Origin of the sequence: Aeromonas sp. R9-2, from assembly GCF_040908025.1 — a bacterium.
Taxonomy (GTDB): Bacteria; Pseudomonadota; Gammaproteobacteria; order Enterobacterales; family Aeromonadaceae; genus Aeromonas; species Aeromonas veronii.
In genome coordinates this window covers 130,920-149,446 of the sequence record NZ_JBFOCX010000002.1, presented here as the reverse complement: position 1 = coordinate 149,446, position 18,527 = coordinate 130,920, and the positions used below count along the sequence as shown (strand labels likewise).

General features: G+C 58.6%; 11 protein-coding genes and 3 tRNA genes. 10 read left to right on the top strand and 4 right to left on the bottom strand.

Annotated elements, in window-relative coordinates:
* Both AB5Y71_RS00880 and dauA read right to left on the bottom strand, forming a co-directional pair.
* Window positions 1–88: transfer RNA gene (locus tag AB5Y71_RS00880), tRNA-Ser, on the bottom strand.
* Between the two features lie 183 nt (window positions 89–271).
* Window positions 272–2,008 carry a C4-dicarboxylic acid transporter DauA gene (gene dauA, locus AB5Y71_RS00875; protein WP_031227507.1) on the bottom strand — a complete coding sequence of 579 codons (1,737 nt, stop codon included), beginning with the start codon at window positions 2,006–2,008 and terminating at the stop codon, window positions 272–274.
* A gap of 487 nt (window positions 2,009–2,495) precedes the next feature.
* Between dauA and AB5Y71_RS00870 the strand changes: the two genes are divergently transcribed.
* A tRNA-Asn gene (locus AB5Y71_RS00870) sits at window positions 2,496–2,571 on the top strand.
* 4 nt (window positions 2,572–2,575) lie between these two features.
* Window positions 2,576–2,651 (top strand) — tRNA-Asn (locus tag AB5Y71_RS00865).
* A gap of 44 nt (window positions 2,652–2,695) precedes the next feature.
* Here the strand turns inward: AB5Y71_RS00865 and AB5Y71_RS00860 are convergent.
* A complete protein-coding gene (locus AB5Y71_RS00860) occupies window positions 2,696–3,769 on the bottom strand; it encodes an HNH endonuclease (RefSeq protein ID WP_319920040.1) in 1,074 nt (357 codons plus the stop codon).
* Window positions 3,753–4,379 carry a class I SAM-dependent methyltransferase gene (locus AB5Y71_RS00855; RefSeq protein WP_236356575.1) on the bottom strand — a complete coding sequence of 209 codons (627 nt, stop codon included), beginning with the start codon at window positions 4,377–4,379 and terminating at the stop codon, window positions 3,753–3,755. The genes AB5Y71_RS00860 and AB5Y71_RS00855 overlap by 17 nt, the downstream gene beginning before the upstream one ends.
* A gap of 261 nt (window positions 4,380–4,640) precedes the next feature.
* Between AB5Y71_RS00855 and AB5Y71_RS00850 the strand changes: the two genes are divergently transcribed.
* From AB5Y71_RS00850 to AB5Y71_RS00815, 8 genes are all read left to right on the top strand, one after another.
* The gene (locus tag AB5Y71_RS00850) at window positions 4,641–9,839 is read left to right on the top strand and encodes a RecQ family ATP-dependent DNA helicase (protein WP_368170765.1); all 5,199 of its coding nucleotides are present in this window, start codon (window positions 4,641–4,643) and stop codon (window positions 9,837–9,839) included.
* A 170-nt stretch (window positions 9,840–10,009) separates the two neighbouring features.
* Window positions 10,010–10,495: a YqhA family protein gene (locus tag AB5Y71_RS00845; protein ID WP_005333692.1), complete on the top strand. Its 486-nt coding sequence runs from the start codon at window positions 10,010–10,012 to the stop codon at window positions 10,493–10,495.
* 128 nt (window positions 10,496–10,623) lie between these two features.
* A complete protein-coding gene (locus AB5Y71_RS00840) occupies window positions 10,624–11,073 on the top strand; it encodes a hypothetical protein (RefSeq protein WP_005361249.1) in 450 nt (149 codons plus the stop codon).
* A 4-nt stretch (window positions 11,074–11,077) separates the two neighbouring features.
* Complete coding sequence (locus AB5Y71_RS00835; protein ID WP_368170764.1) at window positions 11,078–14,071, top strand: YncE family protein; 2,994 nt, start codon at window positions 11,078–11,080, stop codon at window positions 14,069–14,071.
* Entirely contained in the window at window positions 14,071–14,910 is an 840-nt protein-coding gene (locus tag AB5Y71_RS00830) for an FTR1 family protein (protein WP_040066413.1), read from the top strand. Before AB5Y71_RS00835 ends, AB5Y71_RS00830 begins: the two co-directional genes overlap by 1 nt.
* A gap of 102 nt (window positions 14,911–15,012) precedes the next feature.
* Window positions 15,013–16,437: an FAD-dependent oxidoreductase gene (locus AB5Y71_RS00825; RefSeq protein WP_368170763.1), complete on the top strand. Its 1,425-nt coding sequence runs from the start codon at window positions 15,013–15,015 to the stop codon at window positions 16,435–16,437.
* A 34-nt stretch (window positions 16,438–16,471) separates the two neighbouring features.
* Window positions 16,472–17,032, top strand: a complete 561-nt coding sequence (locus AB5Y71_RS00820; RefSeq protein WP_129503850.1) for a hypothetical protein — start codon at window positions 16,472–16,474, stop codon at window positions 17,030–17,032.
* Window positions 17,033–17,232: 200 nt separating this feature from the next.
* On the top strand, window positions 17,233–18,498 hold the full coding sequence (locus AB5Y71_RS00815; RefSeq protein WP_368170769.1) for a hypothetical protein: 1,266 nt from the start codon (window positions 17,233–17,235) through the stop codon (window positions 18,496–18,498).
* Window positions 18,499–18,527 lie beyond the last annotated feature (29 nt).

The window sequence follows — 18,527 nt, the reverse complement described above, 5'->3', positions numbered from 1 at the left end:
TGGCGGTGAGGGAGGGATTCGAACCCTCGATACGTTGCCGTATACACACTTTCCAGGCGTGCTCCTTCAGCCACTCGGACACCTCACCAAATTTTTGCTCACTGCTTTATGTGCTTGAGCTGCACATTCGCTGGCGGACCATGCCACGGCGACGGGGCGTAATGTAAGGGATACGATGGCTTTTGGTCAATGCAATTTTTTACTTTTTGCGTTCGTTTGCTCAATATCCGAACCAAGTGACCAAAAATATGCCGTTTCGTATCCCTTTCAATCAATTTACTGCCGCTTCGTGCAAATGTTCACCTTTGAGCGCCTCTTCCAGCGAGCCGTAAAATTCCAGCTTGCCGGGCTGCGGCCGCACCTTGGCACGGGCCAGGGTCTTGAGCGGTTGGAACTGCAACTCGGCCACCCGCAACTCGACCCCGGCTTTAGCCATCTGCTTGCCAAAGTGGAGGAAGGCAGACAGGCCGCCCGCATCGAGGATGGAGACCGCCTCCATCTGCAACACCAGCACCTGGTGCCCTTTCACTTGCGCTTCCAGCTCGGCAAAGACCCGTTCGGCCGCGGCGAAGAAGAGCGGGCCGTTGATCTTGTAGAGCAGGCCGTTGTCCGGCACCTCATGGGCATAGCGTTTGTGCTCGGCCAAGTCGTGCAGTTTGGTCATCTTGGCGATTTCGCGCATAAAGAGCAGGGACGCCAAGATCACCCCGAAGGTGATGGCGATGACCATGTCGAAGATAACGGTGAGCGACAGGCAGACCAGCAGTACCAGCACATCGGATTTGGGCGCGCGACGGATCAGCTCCACCACCTTGTGCGCTTCACTCATGTTCCAGGCCACGATGAGCAGCAAGGCAGCCATGGCCGAGAGCGGCAACCAGGAGAGCCAGGGGGCCAGCACCAGAATGGCGGCCAGCACCACCAGCGCATGGACGATCCCCGAGACGGGGGACGTTGCGCCGGCACGCACGTTGGCGGCAGAGCGGGCGATGGCAGCGGTAGCGGTAATGCCGCCAAAGAAGGGGGCGAAGATGTTGCCAAGCCCCTGCCCCACCAGCTCGGCGTTGGAGCTGTGTTTGCGACCGGTCATGCCATCGAGCACCACGGCGCAGAGCAGCGATTCGATCGCCCCCAGCATCGCCATGGAGAAGGCGGCAGGCAGCAGCCGCTCAACAGCCGCCAGGTTCCATTCAACTGGCAAGCCATCAGGTCCGGGCAAGGCCCAGGGCATCACCAGGGTCGGCGCGATGGGCGGGATCCCCATCCCCTGGGTGCCATCGGCCAGGGTATAGCTGAACTTGCTGCCGATGGTGGCCACATCCACCCCAAAGTAATGGAGGCCAAAACCCAGACCTACCCCGACCAGCACCGCGGGCAGGTGGCCGGGTACCGGCAGACGCAGGCGCGGCCAGAGCAGCAGCACGGCCAGCGTTGCGACCCCCACCAGGGTATCGCCCCACTGCCAGCTTGGCAGGGCGGCGGTCAGCGCCTCGACCTTGCCCAGATAGGTTTCCGGCATCTCGGGCACGCTCAGGCCGAAGAAGTCCTTGATCTGCAAGGTGGCGATCACGATGGCGATACCACCGGTAAAGCCCAGCGTCACTGACGGAGGAATGTACTCGATAAGGCGGCCAAGACGGGCCATCCCCATCGCCACCAGAAAGAGGCCTGAGATGAGCGTCGCCATCAACAGACCACCAACCCCGAACTGCTGGGCGACCGGATAGAGGATCACCACAAAGGCAGCGGTCGGGCCGGAGATGGAGTAGCGGGAGCCACCGGTCACAGCGATCACGATTCCGGCAATGATGGCGGTATAGAGACCGTGTTGCGGCGGCACACCGCTGGCGATGGCCAGTGCCATGGCGAGCGGGATGGCGATGATGCCCACCGTCACACCGGCGATAAGATCACGGCCGAAGCGGGCCATGCTGTAGGGTTCATCAATACAGGACTGGCGTAAGGCTATGGCGAGCTTCACGCTATTTAAAGAGGCTTGCTTGTGCATGTATATCGTAATACCAGAAGAGGGAGATAAAGGCCGGAGAGATCCGGCGCCCGATCATCATCAAGGGCCGGCAGGGCTGTCGACGCGGCGATGGTATCCTGCGTAACCTTACTCCAGACGGGCCATTTTTTCGATGGGCAGGATCAATGAAACGCGCGCTCACCCATTATTTGGCCTATTTGCCGCCAAATCGCCGATCTTGGCTCCTGCTCTCCCACTTTTTGCCACAAAGATTACCATTTGAGCCTCATTGAGTTGCCAGCACGTTCGCGACATCATGCAGTCATCATCAGGTTGATGCGAACCGAACCAATGCCCCCAGCATCAGTTGGCCAAGGCGATGGCAAGGGACTGATTGTGCTGAAAATAAACCGCAAAGCGCAACTTTTGGGCAAACAGTCCGAAAATCCGGTTTTCGGGAAATTCGCGGGTTGACACCCGCCGCCCTGGTCATTAATATTCGCCCCGTCTTGACGAGACAGGCAATTCCTCCTTAGTTCAGTCGGTAGAACGGCGGACTGTTAATCCGTATGTCACTGGTTCAAGTCCAGTAGGAGGAGCCACTTTTCCCTCGTAGTTCAGTCGGTAGAACGGCGGACTGTTAATCCGTATGTCACAGGTTCAAGTCCTGTCGAGGGAGCCAAATTATAAAGCCCAGCCTTTTGGCTGGGCTTTTTCGTATCTGCCTCAGAAGAGTCTAGAGAAGCCTAGATTACTCATCCCCACACTGGGGGCTGTCACGTCCACAAACAGGTCAATACCACGCCACAACCGAGCATGCTCACGGAGTACTTGCTGATAGGCCCAAGTAGCGATGGCAGTAGAACGCTCGGCATCGACGCTCACCAGAGGGGCCAGCTCGTCCGTGAGGTACGCCCCGTGAGTCAGGATATTCTGCTCGTACCAAGCATCCCTGTGCTCGGGAGCGGCAAGAAAATCCCGTTTGCTCCGGTTACAGCTGGCGTGTGCCAGTACGAAGTTGTGGCCCAAATCAATTGGATAACGACGCCAGGGGATGAAATGGTCTACCTCACCACTCCCGTGTATCGCCTTGTTACAGTAAAAACAGGTTCCCCCCTGCAAGTCCCTCAATACCTCTCCTACTCGCCCCAGTGCATGACGGCTTGAACCAAATAGAAAATTCTCCAACCCCACACTTGGGCCAATCAGTGGCTGATTACCCTTGATGTCGCAGATAAGCTGTAACCAATGCTGTCGGGAGAGGGAGACCACCAGATCGTAAAAGCGGTGGAGACAGTAAAGAATGCCGGGGTTAAGGCAGATATGATCCGCGCCTCTTTGATGAGGATAGAGATGGCACTCCTCTCGCCCACCCAGGATCTGCAGACGCCACAAGGGACCCTCAACAAGGATGCGCCGAACTCGGGCAAGAAGAGGCCGCCAGGCGTCGTGACGACGCAGTGCAGTTACCGAGCGGACCCCCTCTTCACGCAGCCGGGACAACTCCGTCAGCATGATGGCCTGACGACCGCTGCTCTGTTTGAGCAAGGTGGCCGTTTCTCCCGTCGCCGAGTAGGGCAGACTGTGCTGCCAATAGAGCTCCACAAACTTGGTGGCCAGTTCGTCCAGCGTAATAGTGCGCGCCGCCATCAGCTCATGGGTCTCGGTACTGCGCTCAATTGCGATATCTGCAATCCCGTGAAGCAAGGCGCACTTGTAAGTGGCAACAAAATCGCCTTCGGTAAAGATGCGTTGCAGATAAGCAATAAAGGCGAGCTGCTGCTCAGGGGAGGCGTGCATGTTCGCCCCCAAGGATCAGACTCTGCCAACTCAAGCCGCTACGCGCCAAGGCATCCCCCTGTGGTTCTGACACATGGAGAAGTGTCATCCCCCCCTCCAATGCAAGCCGCTCCACTTCATCGACAGCTACCGGATACATGGCTCGCTCCCGCATCTCCTGCTCCGAGATAACCAGGCGCAGACTCAGTACCAGATAACCATCTGGTGAGAGCAGCTCATGAAGACGTGCCAGAGCCAAGGGACGAGACTTCGGGGGTAGATGCATCCAGACAGCACTGAGCAAAATCAGATCAAAAGTACCGGTCACGTGAGAGAGAGCCGGCATAGCATCATTGACCCACACCACCGCAGCCTCACAGGTATGACATTGCCCCTGCGCAGCAAGTGCCTGACATGGCTCGACAGCGACCACCATGTTGCCCTGATGGAGCTCGGCTAAAAACGCGGCATCACGACCACTGCCGGCCCCTACATCGAGTAACCTGCGCGCTGCCGCAAGGAGCCAAGGCTCCAGCAGTGTGAGCCAGTCGCCGTGAACGGCGCGCGCAGATACCTGTTGGTAACGAGTCGCCAATTCGGTGGCATGGCACTGGTAGTAGTCGAGGGACACAATGCGTTCCGAACGGAGAAGGAAGTAAAATAATCTCACAAGATCAGTTAGTTGGCCATGGCCAGAACGACACTTTCCCAACATAAACGATTAATCGGGCAGCGGCATTTACAAAACCGGGTGTCCGCCAAAAGAACCGCGGCCAGAGGGGCTCTGAATGATGCCATCATTCAACATTTCGGGTAATATTCGGCCAACTCACTGATCTCTTGGCACTTATTATCGCCATGAGAGGTCAACGCCAGATGGAGATGGCTATTAATGAACTCGACTGATGTCGTGACCCTGTTTGGGGATGACAAGATTCTTTCCTTTGACCTTGAACTGACCCGGGACGAAAAACTCCGTCATCTGGGGGCGCTCCTGGCTGGTCGTGAACTCAATCTCAAGGGCCCGCAGGATCTCGCACTCAAGGAGTTAAATGCGCTGGCACAAGGGGCGGATGTGATCCTTGGTCACAATATTCTCGATTTTGATCTCCCCTGGTTGGCCAAACAGGCTGTACGCCCTCAGTTACTTCTCGAAAAGCCGGTAATAGATACTCTCTATCTATCTCCCATTGCCTTTCCAAAAAACCCTTATCACCGCTTGGTCAAGGATTACAAACTGGTTCGAGATACCCTCAATGATCCGGTCGCGGATGCAAGGCTCGCATTGCAGATTTTCTCGGAACAGCTGATAGCACTACAAGCCTTACCCCTGTCCCAATTGCAGCTTTATCAATATCTGTTTGACCAGGGAGTCATAGCGCAATTTAACACTCAGGGTCTGTCACTGGTGTTTGCCAGACTGACAGGCCGCCCGCCAGTGCGGGTCTCGGAGCTACCCACCCTTATCAAGAGCATTGCCCATGAGAAAGCGTGCCCCAATCAGCTCAACCGAGTAATTGGTGATGCCCTGCGTCAACCCATGCTGTTGTTACCATTGGCTTATGCCTGCGCCTGGTTGCCCGTGTCCGGCGGGAACTCCGTATTGCCCCCCTGGATTTGGCGCCGCTTCCCCCAGACCGCAGAAATCATTCACACAGTTCGTGAACGTCACTGCGGTCATGCTGACTGCAGCTATTGTCAGGAGAACCACGACGCACGCCGCCATCTGCAGCGAATTTTCGAGCTCGACAACTTTCGCAACCTGCCTGATGGGACACCATTGCAGAAGACCTTGATCGAGGAAGCCATGGCTGGCGTCGCACTGCTCGGCATACTCCCTACCAGCGGCGGCAAGTCGCTCTGCTACCAACTCCCGGCACTGGTGCGCAACCAGCGCAGTGGTGCGCTAACTGTGGTGATCTCCCCTCTGCAGGCACTGATGAAGGATCAGGTGGACAACCTTAAACACAAGGCCGGTATTGAAGGGGTTGCCGCTATCTCGGGGCTGCTGACGCTACCAGAGCGAGGCGCGATTCTTGAACAGATCCGCATGGGGGATATCGCCTTGCTCTATATCTCCCCCGAGCAGTTGCGCAACCGCACAGTCAAACAGGCAATACGGCAACGTCAGATCGGTGGCTGGGTATTTGACGAAGCTCACTGCCTGTCGAAATGGGGACATGATTTTCGCCCTGACTATCTCTACTGCGCCAAGGCCATCGCCACAATTGCCAAGGAACAGCAGGTCCCCATGCCTCCTGTCTTCTGCTATACCGCGACCGCCAAACCGGATGTGATTGAGGATATTTGCGCCCAGTTTCTCGATAAACAGCCCCGACCTCTTCTCAGACTGGAAGGCGGGGTTGAACGTACCAACCTCGAATATGCCGTCGTTGAGTGTCCCGGTCTCAATAAACAGGGCCATATCCTTAACCTGCTCGAGCAGTTCTTTGGTGAGGAAAAGCCCGGCTCCTGCGTTATCTATTGCGCAACCAAGCGCAGCGTGGACGAGCTGGCCGATTTCCTCGGTCAGCAACAATCCCTCCCTGTCTCGCGCTTTTACGCCCGAATGGACAGTGCACAGAAAAAAGCGACTCTCGAACAATTTATCAATGGCGAGATCCGGGTCATCTGTGCGACCAACGCCTTCGGGATGGGGATCGACAAGGATGATGTGCGTTTGGTGATCCATGCCGATATCCCCGGCTCTCTCGAAAACTATCTACAGGAAGCGGGACGAGCTGGCCGCGATACAGCACAAGCCCACTGCGTATTGCTGTTTGATGAACAAGATATCGAGAAACAGTTTCAGCTCGAGGCCATGAGTGAAGTCAGCCTGCGCGATATCAAACAGATTCTGCGCGGAATAAGGCTCAGGGCCAGCAAAGGAGGCAAGCAGGATAACAACTCGCCACTGGTCGCCACCAGTGCAGAGCTCATCAACCAGCCAGAGGTGGAAACCAGCTTCGCTGCCGATGACAGCAATGCGGATACCAAAGTCAAGACAGCTATTGCCTGGCTCGAACGAGCGGGCTATCTGGAACGTAGTGACAACATCACTCAGGTATTTCAGGGGCGCCCTCTGTTTGCTTCCACAGAAGCGGCAATGAAAAGGGTAGACAGTCTGAAACTGGCTCCCAAGGCCAAAGCCATCTGGCAAGCTGTTATCCAGGCGCTGATGAGTGCTGCCGATGATGATGGTCTCAGTGCCGATGCCATTGCCGAAGAGGCAGGCCAATACATGGCAGACAAGGGAAGTGGTGTTCAGGCCAGTGAAGTGATGCGGGTACTCACCCAGATGGCGGATGTCGGTCTTCTCTCTCAGGGGATGTTACTGACTACCTGGCTTCGCCCCAAAGGAAGAGACAATGCCCGGGTGCTCTGCGGGCAAGTACACAGCATTGAAAAGGCGATGCTGGACACCTTGCGTGAAAAAGAACCCGAACCTGATACAGGGCAAGGGCTGATCTTTAACATTCGACTGGTCAATCAGGCCATCAAAGATCTGGGGCATGAGCGGTGTAACCCTGGCTTGCTGCGCAATTTGCTGACCAGCTGGGCCCAGGATGGTCGCTCGGGGGGCGAGAAAGGCTCCATTGATGTCAAATATCTCTCTCGGGATCTTTACCAACTCACCTTCAACCGAACCTGGTCCCAGATTGAGCAGACAATTGATCAACGCCATCGCGTCACAGGCGCCACCCTCGATTTTCTCTACACCCTGTTGGCAAGCAGCGAAGAGAGTGTCCAGCGCCAAGTGATGCTGTCATTTGCCCTGGAACAACTGGTCAAATACCTGCGAGAAGACATGGATGTGGCTCAGCTCATGAACAAGCGGGAGGCAAGCAGCCAGCAGGAGTGGTTGCTCAAAGGGGCAGAGCGGGCACTTCTCTACCTGCATGAGCAACACGCCATCGTGCTGCAAAATGGCCTTGCCGTGTTCCGAAGCGCTATGACCCTCACGCTGACCGCTGAGCGGCAGCAACAATACAACAAGGCAGACTATCAGCCGCTTGAGCATCACTATCGCCAGAAGGTGATTCAGATCCATGTGATGAATGAATACGCCCGCATCAGCCTGGAACACTTCAAGAAAGCCAAAAAGCTGGTGACAGACTACTTCTCCATGGAAGCTGACAAGTTCCTCGGTCACTACTTCAAAGGGCGCAACAAGATCCTGGAGCTGGCGACCAGCGAACACTCCTGGAAGCGCATCGTCGAAGATCTTCACAACCGTTCCCAGGAACAGATCGTCCAGGCACCGCCCGAGCAAAACTTGCTGGTACTGGCAGGGCCGGGGTCAGGCAAGAGCAAGGTGATTATTCACCGCTGCGCCTATCTGATGCGGGTCAAGCAGATCTCCCCATCGCGGATCATGTTGCTCTGTTACAACCATAATGCGGCGATGTCCCTGCGCCGACGCCTGACCGAGTTGCTGGGGCGTGACGGAGCACGGGTCTCGGTATTCACCTTTCACGGTCTCGCCATGAGTCTGACGGGCAATGCGGTGCAAAATCGGACATCCGACGATATCGACTTTACCACCATCATTGATGACGCAATCAAGCTGCTCCGGGGAGAGCAGAACCAGCTAGGTCTCGAATTGGAAGAGCAGCGGGAAAAGCTGCTCGGTGGACTGCAATTTCTGCTCGTCGACGAGTATCAGGACATTGATGAACAACAGTACCAGCTTATCGCGGCACTGGTGGGCAAAAGCGAAGAGGATGAGGAGGCCCGACTGCATCTGATGGCTGTGGGTGATGATGACCAATCGATCTACGCCTTTCGCGACGCGAACGTCAGCTTTATTCGCCGCTTTGAGCAAGACTACAACGCCCAGACTCACTTCCTGACCTGGAACTATCGTTCCACCGCCCACATCATCGAGACCTCCAACCGCCTGATTGAGCACAATCAGGATCGCATGAAGCGTACACATCCCATCGAGATCGACGACAGGCGCAAGATGGAAGTGGCTGGGGGGCACTGGGAGGGGATGGAGACAGCACAGGGTCGCGTCATCATCCAGCAGTGCCAGGATGCAGCCCAACAGGCAGCCGAGGTCGTGAGACATATCGCGCTTATCCGTGAGAAGACTCCCACTTGCCCGCTGGAATCTATCGCTGTGCTGGCCCGTAATGGGCTGGAGAAGGAGGAACTGGCCTGGGTACGCTCGGCACTGGCAGATGCTGATATTCCCTGTCGTTTTACTCTGGATAAAGAGAACGGTTTTCCTGTGCATCGCTGCCGTGAAATCTTGCGCTATCAGAATTGGCTACAACAGCAAGGTCATGCCCTGCTGACAGCGGAGCAACTTGCAGCCCCTCTCCCTCAACTCTCACTGGCCAACCGTTGGGAGGAGCTACTGCACGATCTGATTGCTCAGTGGCAAGCTAGCCAGGGAGAGCATGCTCTTTCTGCCCACCACTTCCTGATGTTCCTCTACGAGTATTTGAGCGAGCAAAAGCGCCAGATCCGCTTCGGTAAAGGGGTATTGTTAAGTACGGTGCATGGGGTTAAGGGGGAGGAGTATCGCCATGTGATACTGCTCGACGGCGGCTGGCAACGCGCGGCGGAGCTATCGACCAGTAACCTGGAAGAAGAGCGGCGCCTCTTCTATGTGGGGATGACACGTGCTATCGAAAGGCTGGTTCTCATGGCTCGCCACGATCAACGTAATCCCCATATTCCACTGATCGCCTCCCACTGCTACGTGCAGAGACCTAACGCAACCCGACCGGATAGACAACGTCGTTTCGCCATGATGGGTATGTCGCAACTGGTGTTGGGATATGCAGGTCACAGTGATGAAGGCCAGACTATTCACAACGAACTGAGAGCGTTGAAAGTAGGCGATGCCGTACGCATTGCCCCCGACAAACAGGACAGGCTCCATGTCTATCACCGCAGTCACAAGATCGCTCGCCTCTCCCTACAGGGAGAAGAAACCTGGAAATTCGATGTGAATACAATCCGCGAAGCCAGAGTGATCGCCTTGGTAGAGCGGCGTAAAGAGCAGGAAAAGGATGAGTATCAACCCAAGATGCGCAGCGAACGTTGGGAGATCCCCATAATCGAGCTGGAGTTATGAACCAAACTGGTAGCCCCCATGCTACCGGGATAGACCTTCACGACTTGCAGCACCAGCTGTGCTGGTACTGCAATAGGTGATAGTGAAAGCTTGGTGACTTGACGACACGTCGCTGCCAATAGCCTCAATTCAGGTCATAATCACCCAGCTTCCCTTACCTTGGAGTTTTTATGCGTCGATTCAATTTCATGCTCAATGGCAGCAGATTGATGATGTTCCCCTTCTACATTGGCATTCTCATCTGCGTGGTATTGCTGATGGTGAAGTTTGCCATGCAGCTCTATCAGCTTTCTGTAAACATTTTCGAGATCCCCTATCTGGATCTCATTACCGGCGTGCTGACCCTGGTGGACTTTATACTGGTGGCCCAGATGCTGATCCTGGTTGCTATCTGTGGCTATGTGCAATTTATCCAGACGGAAGAGCAGCGCGCTTCCCTTAGCAGCAACTGGCTTAGCAAGATCAACTTTGCCTCCCTCAAGCTCATCGTCATCAACTCGCTGGTGACCATCGCCGGAGTGGAGGTGCTCAAGGCATTTCTCGAAGATGGCATTATCAATGAAGTCGATATGAAGTGGTCCGTGGTGGTGTTTCTCGCCTTCTCGCTGGCCGCACTCATCTATGCGGTGACCGAGCGGATGGCGGAGCATAAATAGTCGAGCTTGATCACTGTGCTTGTTCAGCCTTGATTCACCAGCAATACAATTGATAACACTTTTCATTACTCTTACTGCGTTATAAACTTGCTCCCCCCGGGCTGCCCCGCCCGGGTGCTGGAGCCTTTATGACAAGCCTTTCTCTCTCACCCCGACAATTCTGGCAGTGGCTGGCCTACCACCATCAGGCCGCCGAGGGCACCCTCTATCTGATGTTCTTCTCCGGCCTGCTGCTGTGGGAACCGCTGACCCCGCTCTGGTCGCTGGCACGCTGGAATCTGTTTTTCCATGTGATGCTCTCGCTCACCCTGTTCCCGCTGCTATTTGGCGCCTTCTGGCTCTCCCATCGCAGCTTGTTGAACCGCAGCAACAAACCCTTTTTACGCACCACGGGGCGGATTATTGAAGCCCTGCTGCTGATCTGTCTGGCCAGCGGCCTGCTGCTGGTGCTGCACGGCACTCCGGGCGATGCCATGGGCAACCTCGCCAGCTGGGCCCACTGGTTGAGCGCGTTGGCGTTAACTCCTCTGGTGCTGCGCCACGCCTGGCGCTGGACCATCTTGAAATGGCGCACCTGATCCCATGTTGAAGTCATCGTTCTCTGCATATTTGTCACCCCTGCTGGCCCTCCTCCTGCTGCTGACCAGCCCCTTCGCGTTTGCCCAGCAGATGGGCGCCGGGATGATCGCCTATGAGGAGGGACAAAGCCCGCGCCTCGTCACCGCCAACCTGAGCGCAGGATCGGTCACCCTGCTTGAGCGCGATAGCGGCAAGCGACTCAAAGAAGTGCAGCTGGGGGGCGATCTGCGCCAGCTGGCCCGCGCCGATGACGGCACCCTGCTGGTCACCGACTACAGCGGTGATCGCCTGCTGCTGCTGGATGATGATCTCGATCTGGAAAAGGCGATCCCCACCGGCCATCGCCCCTACGGGGTCATCTTCGATGCCAAACGGCAGTGGTTCTGGGTGACGCTGTTCGAATCCGCTCGCCTGCAGGCCTACGACACCGCGGGCAACCTCCAGCTGGATGCAGAAACCGCCGAGACTCCCCGTGGACTAGCCCTGACCAACGACGATCGCCTGCTGCTGACCCACGCCATGACAGGCCAGCTCGCCATCTATGATCTCGCCAAGCTTGGCCACGGCGCCAAGGGCTCCTCGCTTCCCAAGCCAAAGCTCATTACCCTGGCCGAGACCCACAGCGACACGCCGAGCGACTCCCAGGGCTTGCCGCGCCTGCTCGATGGCATCGCCCTCTCCCCCGATGGCAGCGAAGCCTGGCTGCCCCATGTACTGTGGAGCTTCAGCCACCCCTTCCAGTTCCAAAGCACCGTCTTTCCGGCCGTCTCCATCATCGATCTCGATGAGGAGAAAGAGCGGGTTGATGAAAGAAAGCAGCTCTTTTTGCAGATCAACCTGCCAAGCGTCGGCAACCGCAGCCAGATCGTCTCCAACCCGTTCGCTGCGCGCTTCGCCGCCGACGGAAAACGGGTCTATCTGACCCTGGCGGGCTCGGAAGATCTGCTGGTGTTTGACCTCTCCCGCAGCGGCAAGTCCAACAACAACCGCCACCGCCGCAAGAAGTTTCAGGGGGGCGCCAAGGCGACCCAGCTCTTGCGCCACCTGCCGGGCCAGAATCCGCGGGATCTGCTGATCGACGGTGACCATATTCTGGTGCACAACGCCATGGGGCAGGATCTCACCCGCCTCAATAGTGGCGGCAGCGGCCCGTTTGCCCGGGTCACCGTCGATGTGCCCCACTTCGCCAAGCTGGTAGAGACGGATCCGCGTCCCGAGCCGCTTCAGCGCGGCGAGCGGCTGTTCAACCTAGGTAACACAGCGTCCAACTCACGCTTCCCCATGGCGGGGGACAACTGGATGAGCTGCAACTCCTGCCATCTGGACGGGTTCAACTTCACCAACCGCTATCTGATGGCGGCCCATCGCCAGAAGAGCGGCGACAACGCCATCAACGGCCACGCCAACCTCACCAACATGGTGGCGGGGGATTTTGTCGGCGAATACCTGCGCATGACCCAGCAGACCCAGGGCGGCATGGGACACGACACCCGCGATGGGGCCGAGGCAGTTGACCCCGCCAAGCCCCAGCCGGAAGTGAAAGCGATGATGGAGGACTTACACGCCTTCGTCACCGCCGATGGCAACCTCCCCTATCTTGCCAACTGGCTGCGGCTCGATGCCCCGCGCACGGATCCCGCCAAGGCGCCAACCACTCACCCGAAGGAGTGGCTCAACTCTGCCTCCTGCCAGAACTGCCACCAACAGGCCTTCAAAGATTGGAGCGAGAGCAACCACCGGCTGATGGGCAACTCCCACCCCTACTACAAGGTGGTGCAGGCGCTGGCCCGCGAAACCGAAGGGGAAGCGTTCGGTCAGTGGTGCCAGGGCTGCCATATGCCCCAGCAGGTGATGACCGGCCAGCTGGATCTGCCCAAGGGCTCCCATATGTTCGAGCAGGGCGGCGCCTCGCTGATTGCCGCCCACAAGGCGGGTGAACCTGTGGTTGAGGAAGGGACCGGCTGCGTGCTCTGCCATCGCATCACCAAGGTAGAAGATGCGGGCGGCAACAGCGCCTTTACCGTAAATTTAAAAGACCGCGAGAGCTATGTGTTCGAGGATGCCCCGGGCGGCAGCCTCCAGCACTGGCTGGCTGAGCGGCAGATCAACGCCCGTCCGGCGGCCCACAAAGCCTCCTATCAGAAGGATTTCTACCGCGATGCCGCCCTGTGCAAGTCGTGCCACAACGAGTTTGCCCCCGGCACCGGCGCCAATATCGTCAATACCTGGGACGAGTGGGAAAAATCCAGCTTCGCCAAGGCCGATGATCCCGCCAAACGGCGCACCTGCATCGACTGCCATATGAACCCGGAGCCGGGCAATGGCGGCGCGCCGGTGGTGGGCCAATCCACCGAAAACGGCACCATGAAGGAGCGGCTCTATCGCCACAACTTTACCGGCGCCCAGCACCAGCTGGTGGGGCTGCGAAATCCCGACCTTGAGCAGGAGAGTCTGGCGCTCTTGCGCTCCAGCGCTACCCTCTCCGCCCGTATCGAACAGGCTGCAGATAAGAACCAGCAACTGGTGGTGCGGGTCGCCAATACCGGCGCGGGCCATGCCCTGCCCACTGGCGTAGCTGATTTCCGTGAACTCTGGCTGGAACTGACCGTCACCGACGCCACCGGCAAGCTGGTGCTTGCCAGCGGCCAGCCGGTGGATGGTGCAGTCCCCGAAGATGCGCGACTGTTCAGAAAAGTGTTCGGCGATGCCGAGGGCAAGCCGGTGGGGCTCAAGTTCTGGCGCTACGCCAAGCTCTTGGAAGATACCCGCATTCCGGCTGATGGCTGGCGCGATGAAGCTTGGCCGCTACCCGCAGATGCCCAAGGGCCCTTCAAAGCCGATATCAAACTCAATTTCCGCACCTACCCCAAGTGGGTCAATGATGCGGTGCGCGCCGCCGAGCCGAGCTTGCCGGAGCCACCCATAGTGCTACTCAATCGGCTGCAACTTACCTTGCAGCCTCTCCCCGTCACGCCCGCTACGGAGCCTCAATCCTGATGTTTGCAAGTTTTCTGATTACCCTGCGCGAGGGGCTGGAAGCCTTCCTGCTGGTCGGCATCTGCCTCTCCTACCTCGCCAAGCTGGGGGCGAGCCGCTACAACAAGTTCATCTATCTGGGGGTGGGGCTTGGCCTTGTCGCCTCCCTTGTGGTCGCCTTCCTGTTCCAGGTGGTGGTGAGCCAGTTCGAGAGCGAGCGTTACAACCACCTGTTGATGGCGGGGATCCTGATCTTCGCCACCTTGGTGCTCACCTATATGGCGATCTGGATGCAAAAGCAGGCCAAATCCCAGGTAGGGGCCATGACGGCGCGTATCGATGCGGCCATCGATGGCGGCAACCTGTTTGGTCTGGTGCTGCTCGCCTTCCTCGCCGTAATGCGCGAAGGGTTTGAAACCGTGCTCTTCTTCTCCGCCCTGCTCTACTCGGGCCAAGGGGTGGATCTGCAATCCGGCCTGATGGGCGCGCTGGCGGGGCTGCTGGTCTCCATCGCGCTGGTGTGGGGGCTGCTGCGCTCCACCCGCAAGGTGGCGCTGGCCCCTTTCTTCCGCTGGACCGGCCTGCTTATCATCATCATCGCCGCAGGTCTGCTGTCGTCCGCCGTCAACATGTTGCAAGCGGCAGAGATCATCACCTTCTGGACCACGCCGGTGTTCGACATCAGCCATATTCTCGACGATCAGGGGGTATTTGGTACCTTCCTGCGCGCCCTGTTTGGCTACAATGCCTCACCCGCTGGCTTGCAGCTGCTGACCTGGGCCCTCTATCTGGCGATCTTCGTTACCCTCTGGCAGCGCAGCTATCGCCCGCAGGTGAGCGCCGCATCCAGCAAGGGCTGAGCCCGCACGCCCTGTGGTAGCAATGTCACGGGGTAACAACACCATTCGGGAGCCGCGCCTTGGCGCGGTTCCCTTATCTATCAAGCAGTTTCGGAATAGGTCATGAGCGATAACAACAAGAAAAGCATTGCGGTGCTGGGCGCCGGCCCCGCCGGTTTGATGGCGGCCTGGCGCCTGCGCTGCGCCGGTTTTGCAGTCACCCTGTTCGAGCAGGAGCCGGTGGTCGGCGGCATGTGCGCCACCCAGACCTTCAAGGGGCGCGATGGGGAGTATCGCTTTGACTACGGCGGTCACCGCTTTATCACCAAGAACCCCGAGCTGCTCGCCTTTATCGACGAGCTGATGGGGGATGACCTGCTCCACGCCGAACGCAAGAGCGTCATCCGCTTTGGCGGGCGCACCTATGACTACCCGCTGAACCTGCCCAACCTGCTCAAGACGGCGCCGCTCGCCCTGATGGCCGGTGCGGTAAAAGACTTGCTGCTGTTGCCCTTTAGCAAGAAGCCGGATGATTTTGCCAAGGCGAGCTTTGCCGAGTGGATCCAGAGCCACTTCGGCCGCACCCTCTATCGCCAATTCTTCGAGGGCTACACCGGCAAGCTGTGGGGCATCAACCCGGACAAGCTCTCCGCCGACTGGGCTGGCCAGCGCATCAGCCTCATCGATTTGAAAGACGTGGCGCGCCGCCTGTTGCCAAGACGCAACGGCAGTATCTCGGTGCGCACCTATGCCCGCAAATACCGCTACCCGAAATATGGCTTCGGCCAAATTTTCACTACTCTGGGGGAGCGACTGGTGGCAGAGGGCGTTGAGCTCAAAACCGGCGCCACCATCACCCGCCTTGAGCAGGCCGATGGCCGCATCGAACGGGTTTATTGGAAACAAGATGACGTTGAGCAGAGCGAGCGCTTTGATCAGGTGATCTCCACCCTGCCGCTGCCGCTCACCTGCCAGCATCTGGGCTTGCCGTGCGATCTACACTACCGGTCGCTTCGCTTCGTCAATATGCCGCTTAAAACAGAGAACCTGTCGGACAACACCTGGCAGTACCTTTCCGACCCCCATATTCTGGCGACCCGCCTGCAGGAGCCGCGCCGCCGTAGCCCCTTTATGGCGCCACAGGGCCAGACCTCGGTGATGCTGGAGATCCCCTGCAATCCGGGGGATGCCACCTGGCAGGCGCCGCTCTCTGATCTGCGCGGTCGGGTTACCGCCGATCTCGCGAGCCTGAGTGTCGATACCGCCAAGCTTGGTGATGAAACTTTTGAAGCGCGTAGCGAATACGCCTATCCGCTGATGGATCTCGGCTATCAGGCCCGTCGTAACGAAGCGATCAAGGCGCTGATGCCCATCAATAACCTCATCATGACCGGCCGTCAGGGGACATTCCGCTATATCTTCACCGACACCGCCATGGAGATGGGGATGATGGCTGCCGACATGGTGATCGACGGGGTGGACAGACGTCATGCCATCTTCAACCATCGCAACGAAAATACCGTGATCGAAACCCAGAGTGTGGCCTGATGGCCGCGCCATTGGCATAAGTAAGGAGAACAGGATGACCATCCGCCCGGGTTTACTCGCCCTCACCCTGCTGCTGACCCTCAGCGGGCAGGCGCAGGCTTACTCCTACGCCGCCGCCGGCAAGGAGCCACTGATCGACGCCCGCGAGGCACTGCTGGGCGCCGCCACTGGAGGCAAGGATGCCAGCGCCACCTTGAGCGAGATTGCCGACGAGCTGAGCTATCTGGAACAGCATCACAAGGTGGAACTGCAAGGGCCGCTGGCCGCCGCCATCAAGGCCAAAGACGCTGCCGCCACCGCCGCCCTGCTCAATCGCGCCTACAAGGCGGAGATTGAGCGCCGCCTCGAAGGGGCCAGCCAGAATCTTGGCGACTACCAGACCGCCAAGGTGCTGGTGGTCAAGAGCAAGCGCTTCCTCGACTTGATCCTCCCCTCCCTCAATGAAGGAGATCGCAAGGCGGCCGAACAGGCGCTGGCCAAGGTGCTGGATGCCATCGGCAACCCGGGGGTATTCGGGGTGGGCGCCAAGCCCGCCGACGCCGCCGCCTTTAGCGATGCAGAAAAAGCGCTGATGGCCGTGCTGGCACCGCTTTGATGGCAACCTGCCAATCATTGCGCCACCTCGCTGTGACAAACGGTGGGTTTCGCTGCGATCTACCCACCCTACGCACGGCCTGCCGATAAATGCACCCGGACGCTGGTTTGCCCCCTTCTCCCCTTGCGGGAGAAGGACTGGGGATGAGGGGTAAGGTAATGGCCCAGCGTTGGCCTTCCCCCTGCTCCACCACCATTTGGCTGCTCATTCTGCTGCAACTGGCCTGGCTTGGCTGGCTGCTGGCCTTTCCGGTGGCCCTCGATTCCGACGATGCCCTCAATTTTGCCCACGGGGTAACGCGCTTTAGCGTGCTGGAGTTCTCCCCCCACTTTCCGGGCTACCCCGCCTTTATCTGGCTGGCGCGGCTGATCAATCTGCTGGTGGACGATCCCGCCCGCGCGGTGCAGTGGGCAAGCCTCTTGGGTAGCAGTTTGCTGGCACCGCTCGCTGCCTTGCTGGCGGTAAAACTGTGGCAACGGCCCAGCCTGCTGGCACCCGTCTGGCTGCTGGTATTGGCCCTGCCGCTCACCCCGACGCTGGCACTCTCCGGCCTTTCGGACGGATCCGCGCTCGCCGCCTGGCTCGGGACGCTGCTGGCCTTGCAGCAGCGCAGAATTGCACTGGTGGGTCTTTTACTGGGCCTTATGCTGGCGCTGCGCCCCTCCTATTTTGTGCTGGCGTTGCTGCCCCTGTGGCTCGGGATGGCGCAGAAGGAAACGCGCTTCAGGTTTGTGCTCCCCATCGTGCTGGTGGGGCTAGCCTGCCTGCTGTTTGTCTGGCAGGCCGATGGCTGGGCCTATTTCAGCGAAGGGCGGCGCTTTACCGACGGCCACTTTACCCTGTGGGGCAACACGGCGGCGGCCCATGGCGATCGGCTGCTCAGCTGGGCGCGCACCTTCAAAGATCAGCTCACCCCGCTTTGGCCCTTGGCTGTTGGAGCGCTGCTGGTACTGCCGCTTTGGCAAAGATCAAAAAACCACCCTGCCGCCCTCTCCCCACTCTGGACACTCTACTGGCTCGCCCTGCTGCTCTGGACCCTGTTTGGCCAGAACCCTGACAATCCCCGCCATCTGGCCCCCATCACCCTGCTCGGTCTCGTGCTGCTGGCAGGCTGGCTGCCACGCCATGGCGAGGGGGTGGTCGCGGTGGCCGGATTGCTGCTGCTCGGCGTGACCTTTACCCTGCCCCGTCCACCCGCCATGGTGCAGGCAGCAAGGTTGGCAGAAACAGCGTGCCCGGCGCTGGTGACCCAGTGGGGAGTGAGACTGCTGCGGGAAACCACGGCCTTGGCCGTCACCGATGGCTGGTACAAGGGGGATGCGGCGCTGGCGCTCTCTCAGGGAGCCTGTCGCCTCAGTCGCCGCCCCATCGCCGCGAGCGAGATGCCCACTGCAGTGCGCCAGCACTGGTTTGCCCCACGCTTTGCCGCCGAGCCCGGCCTCTGGCTCGCCATACCGGATCCATAGCCGCGACAAAACTGATAGACTGCTTTTTT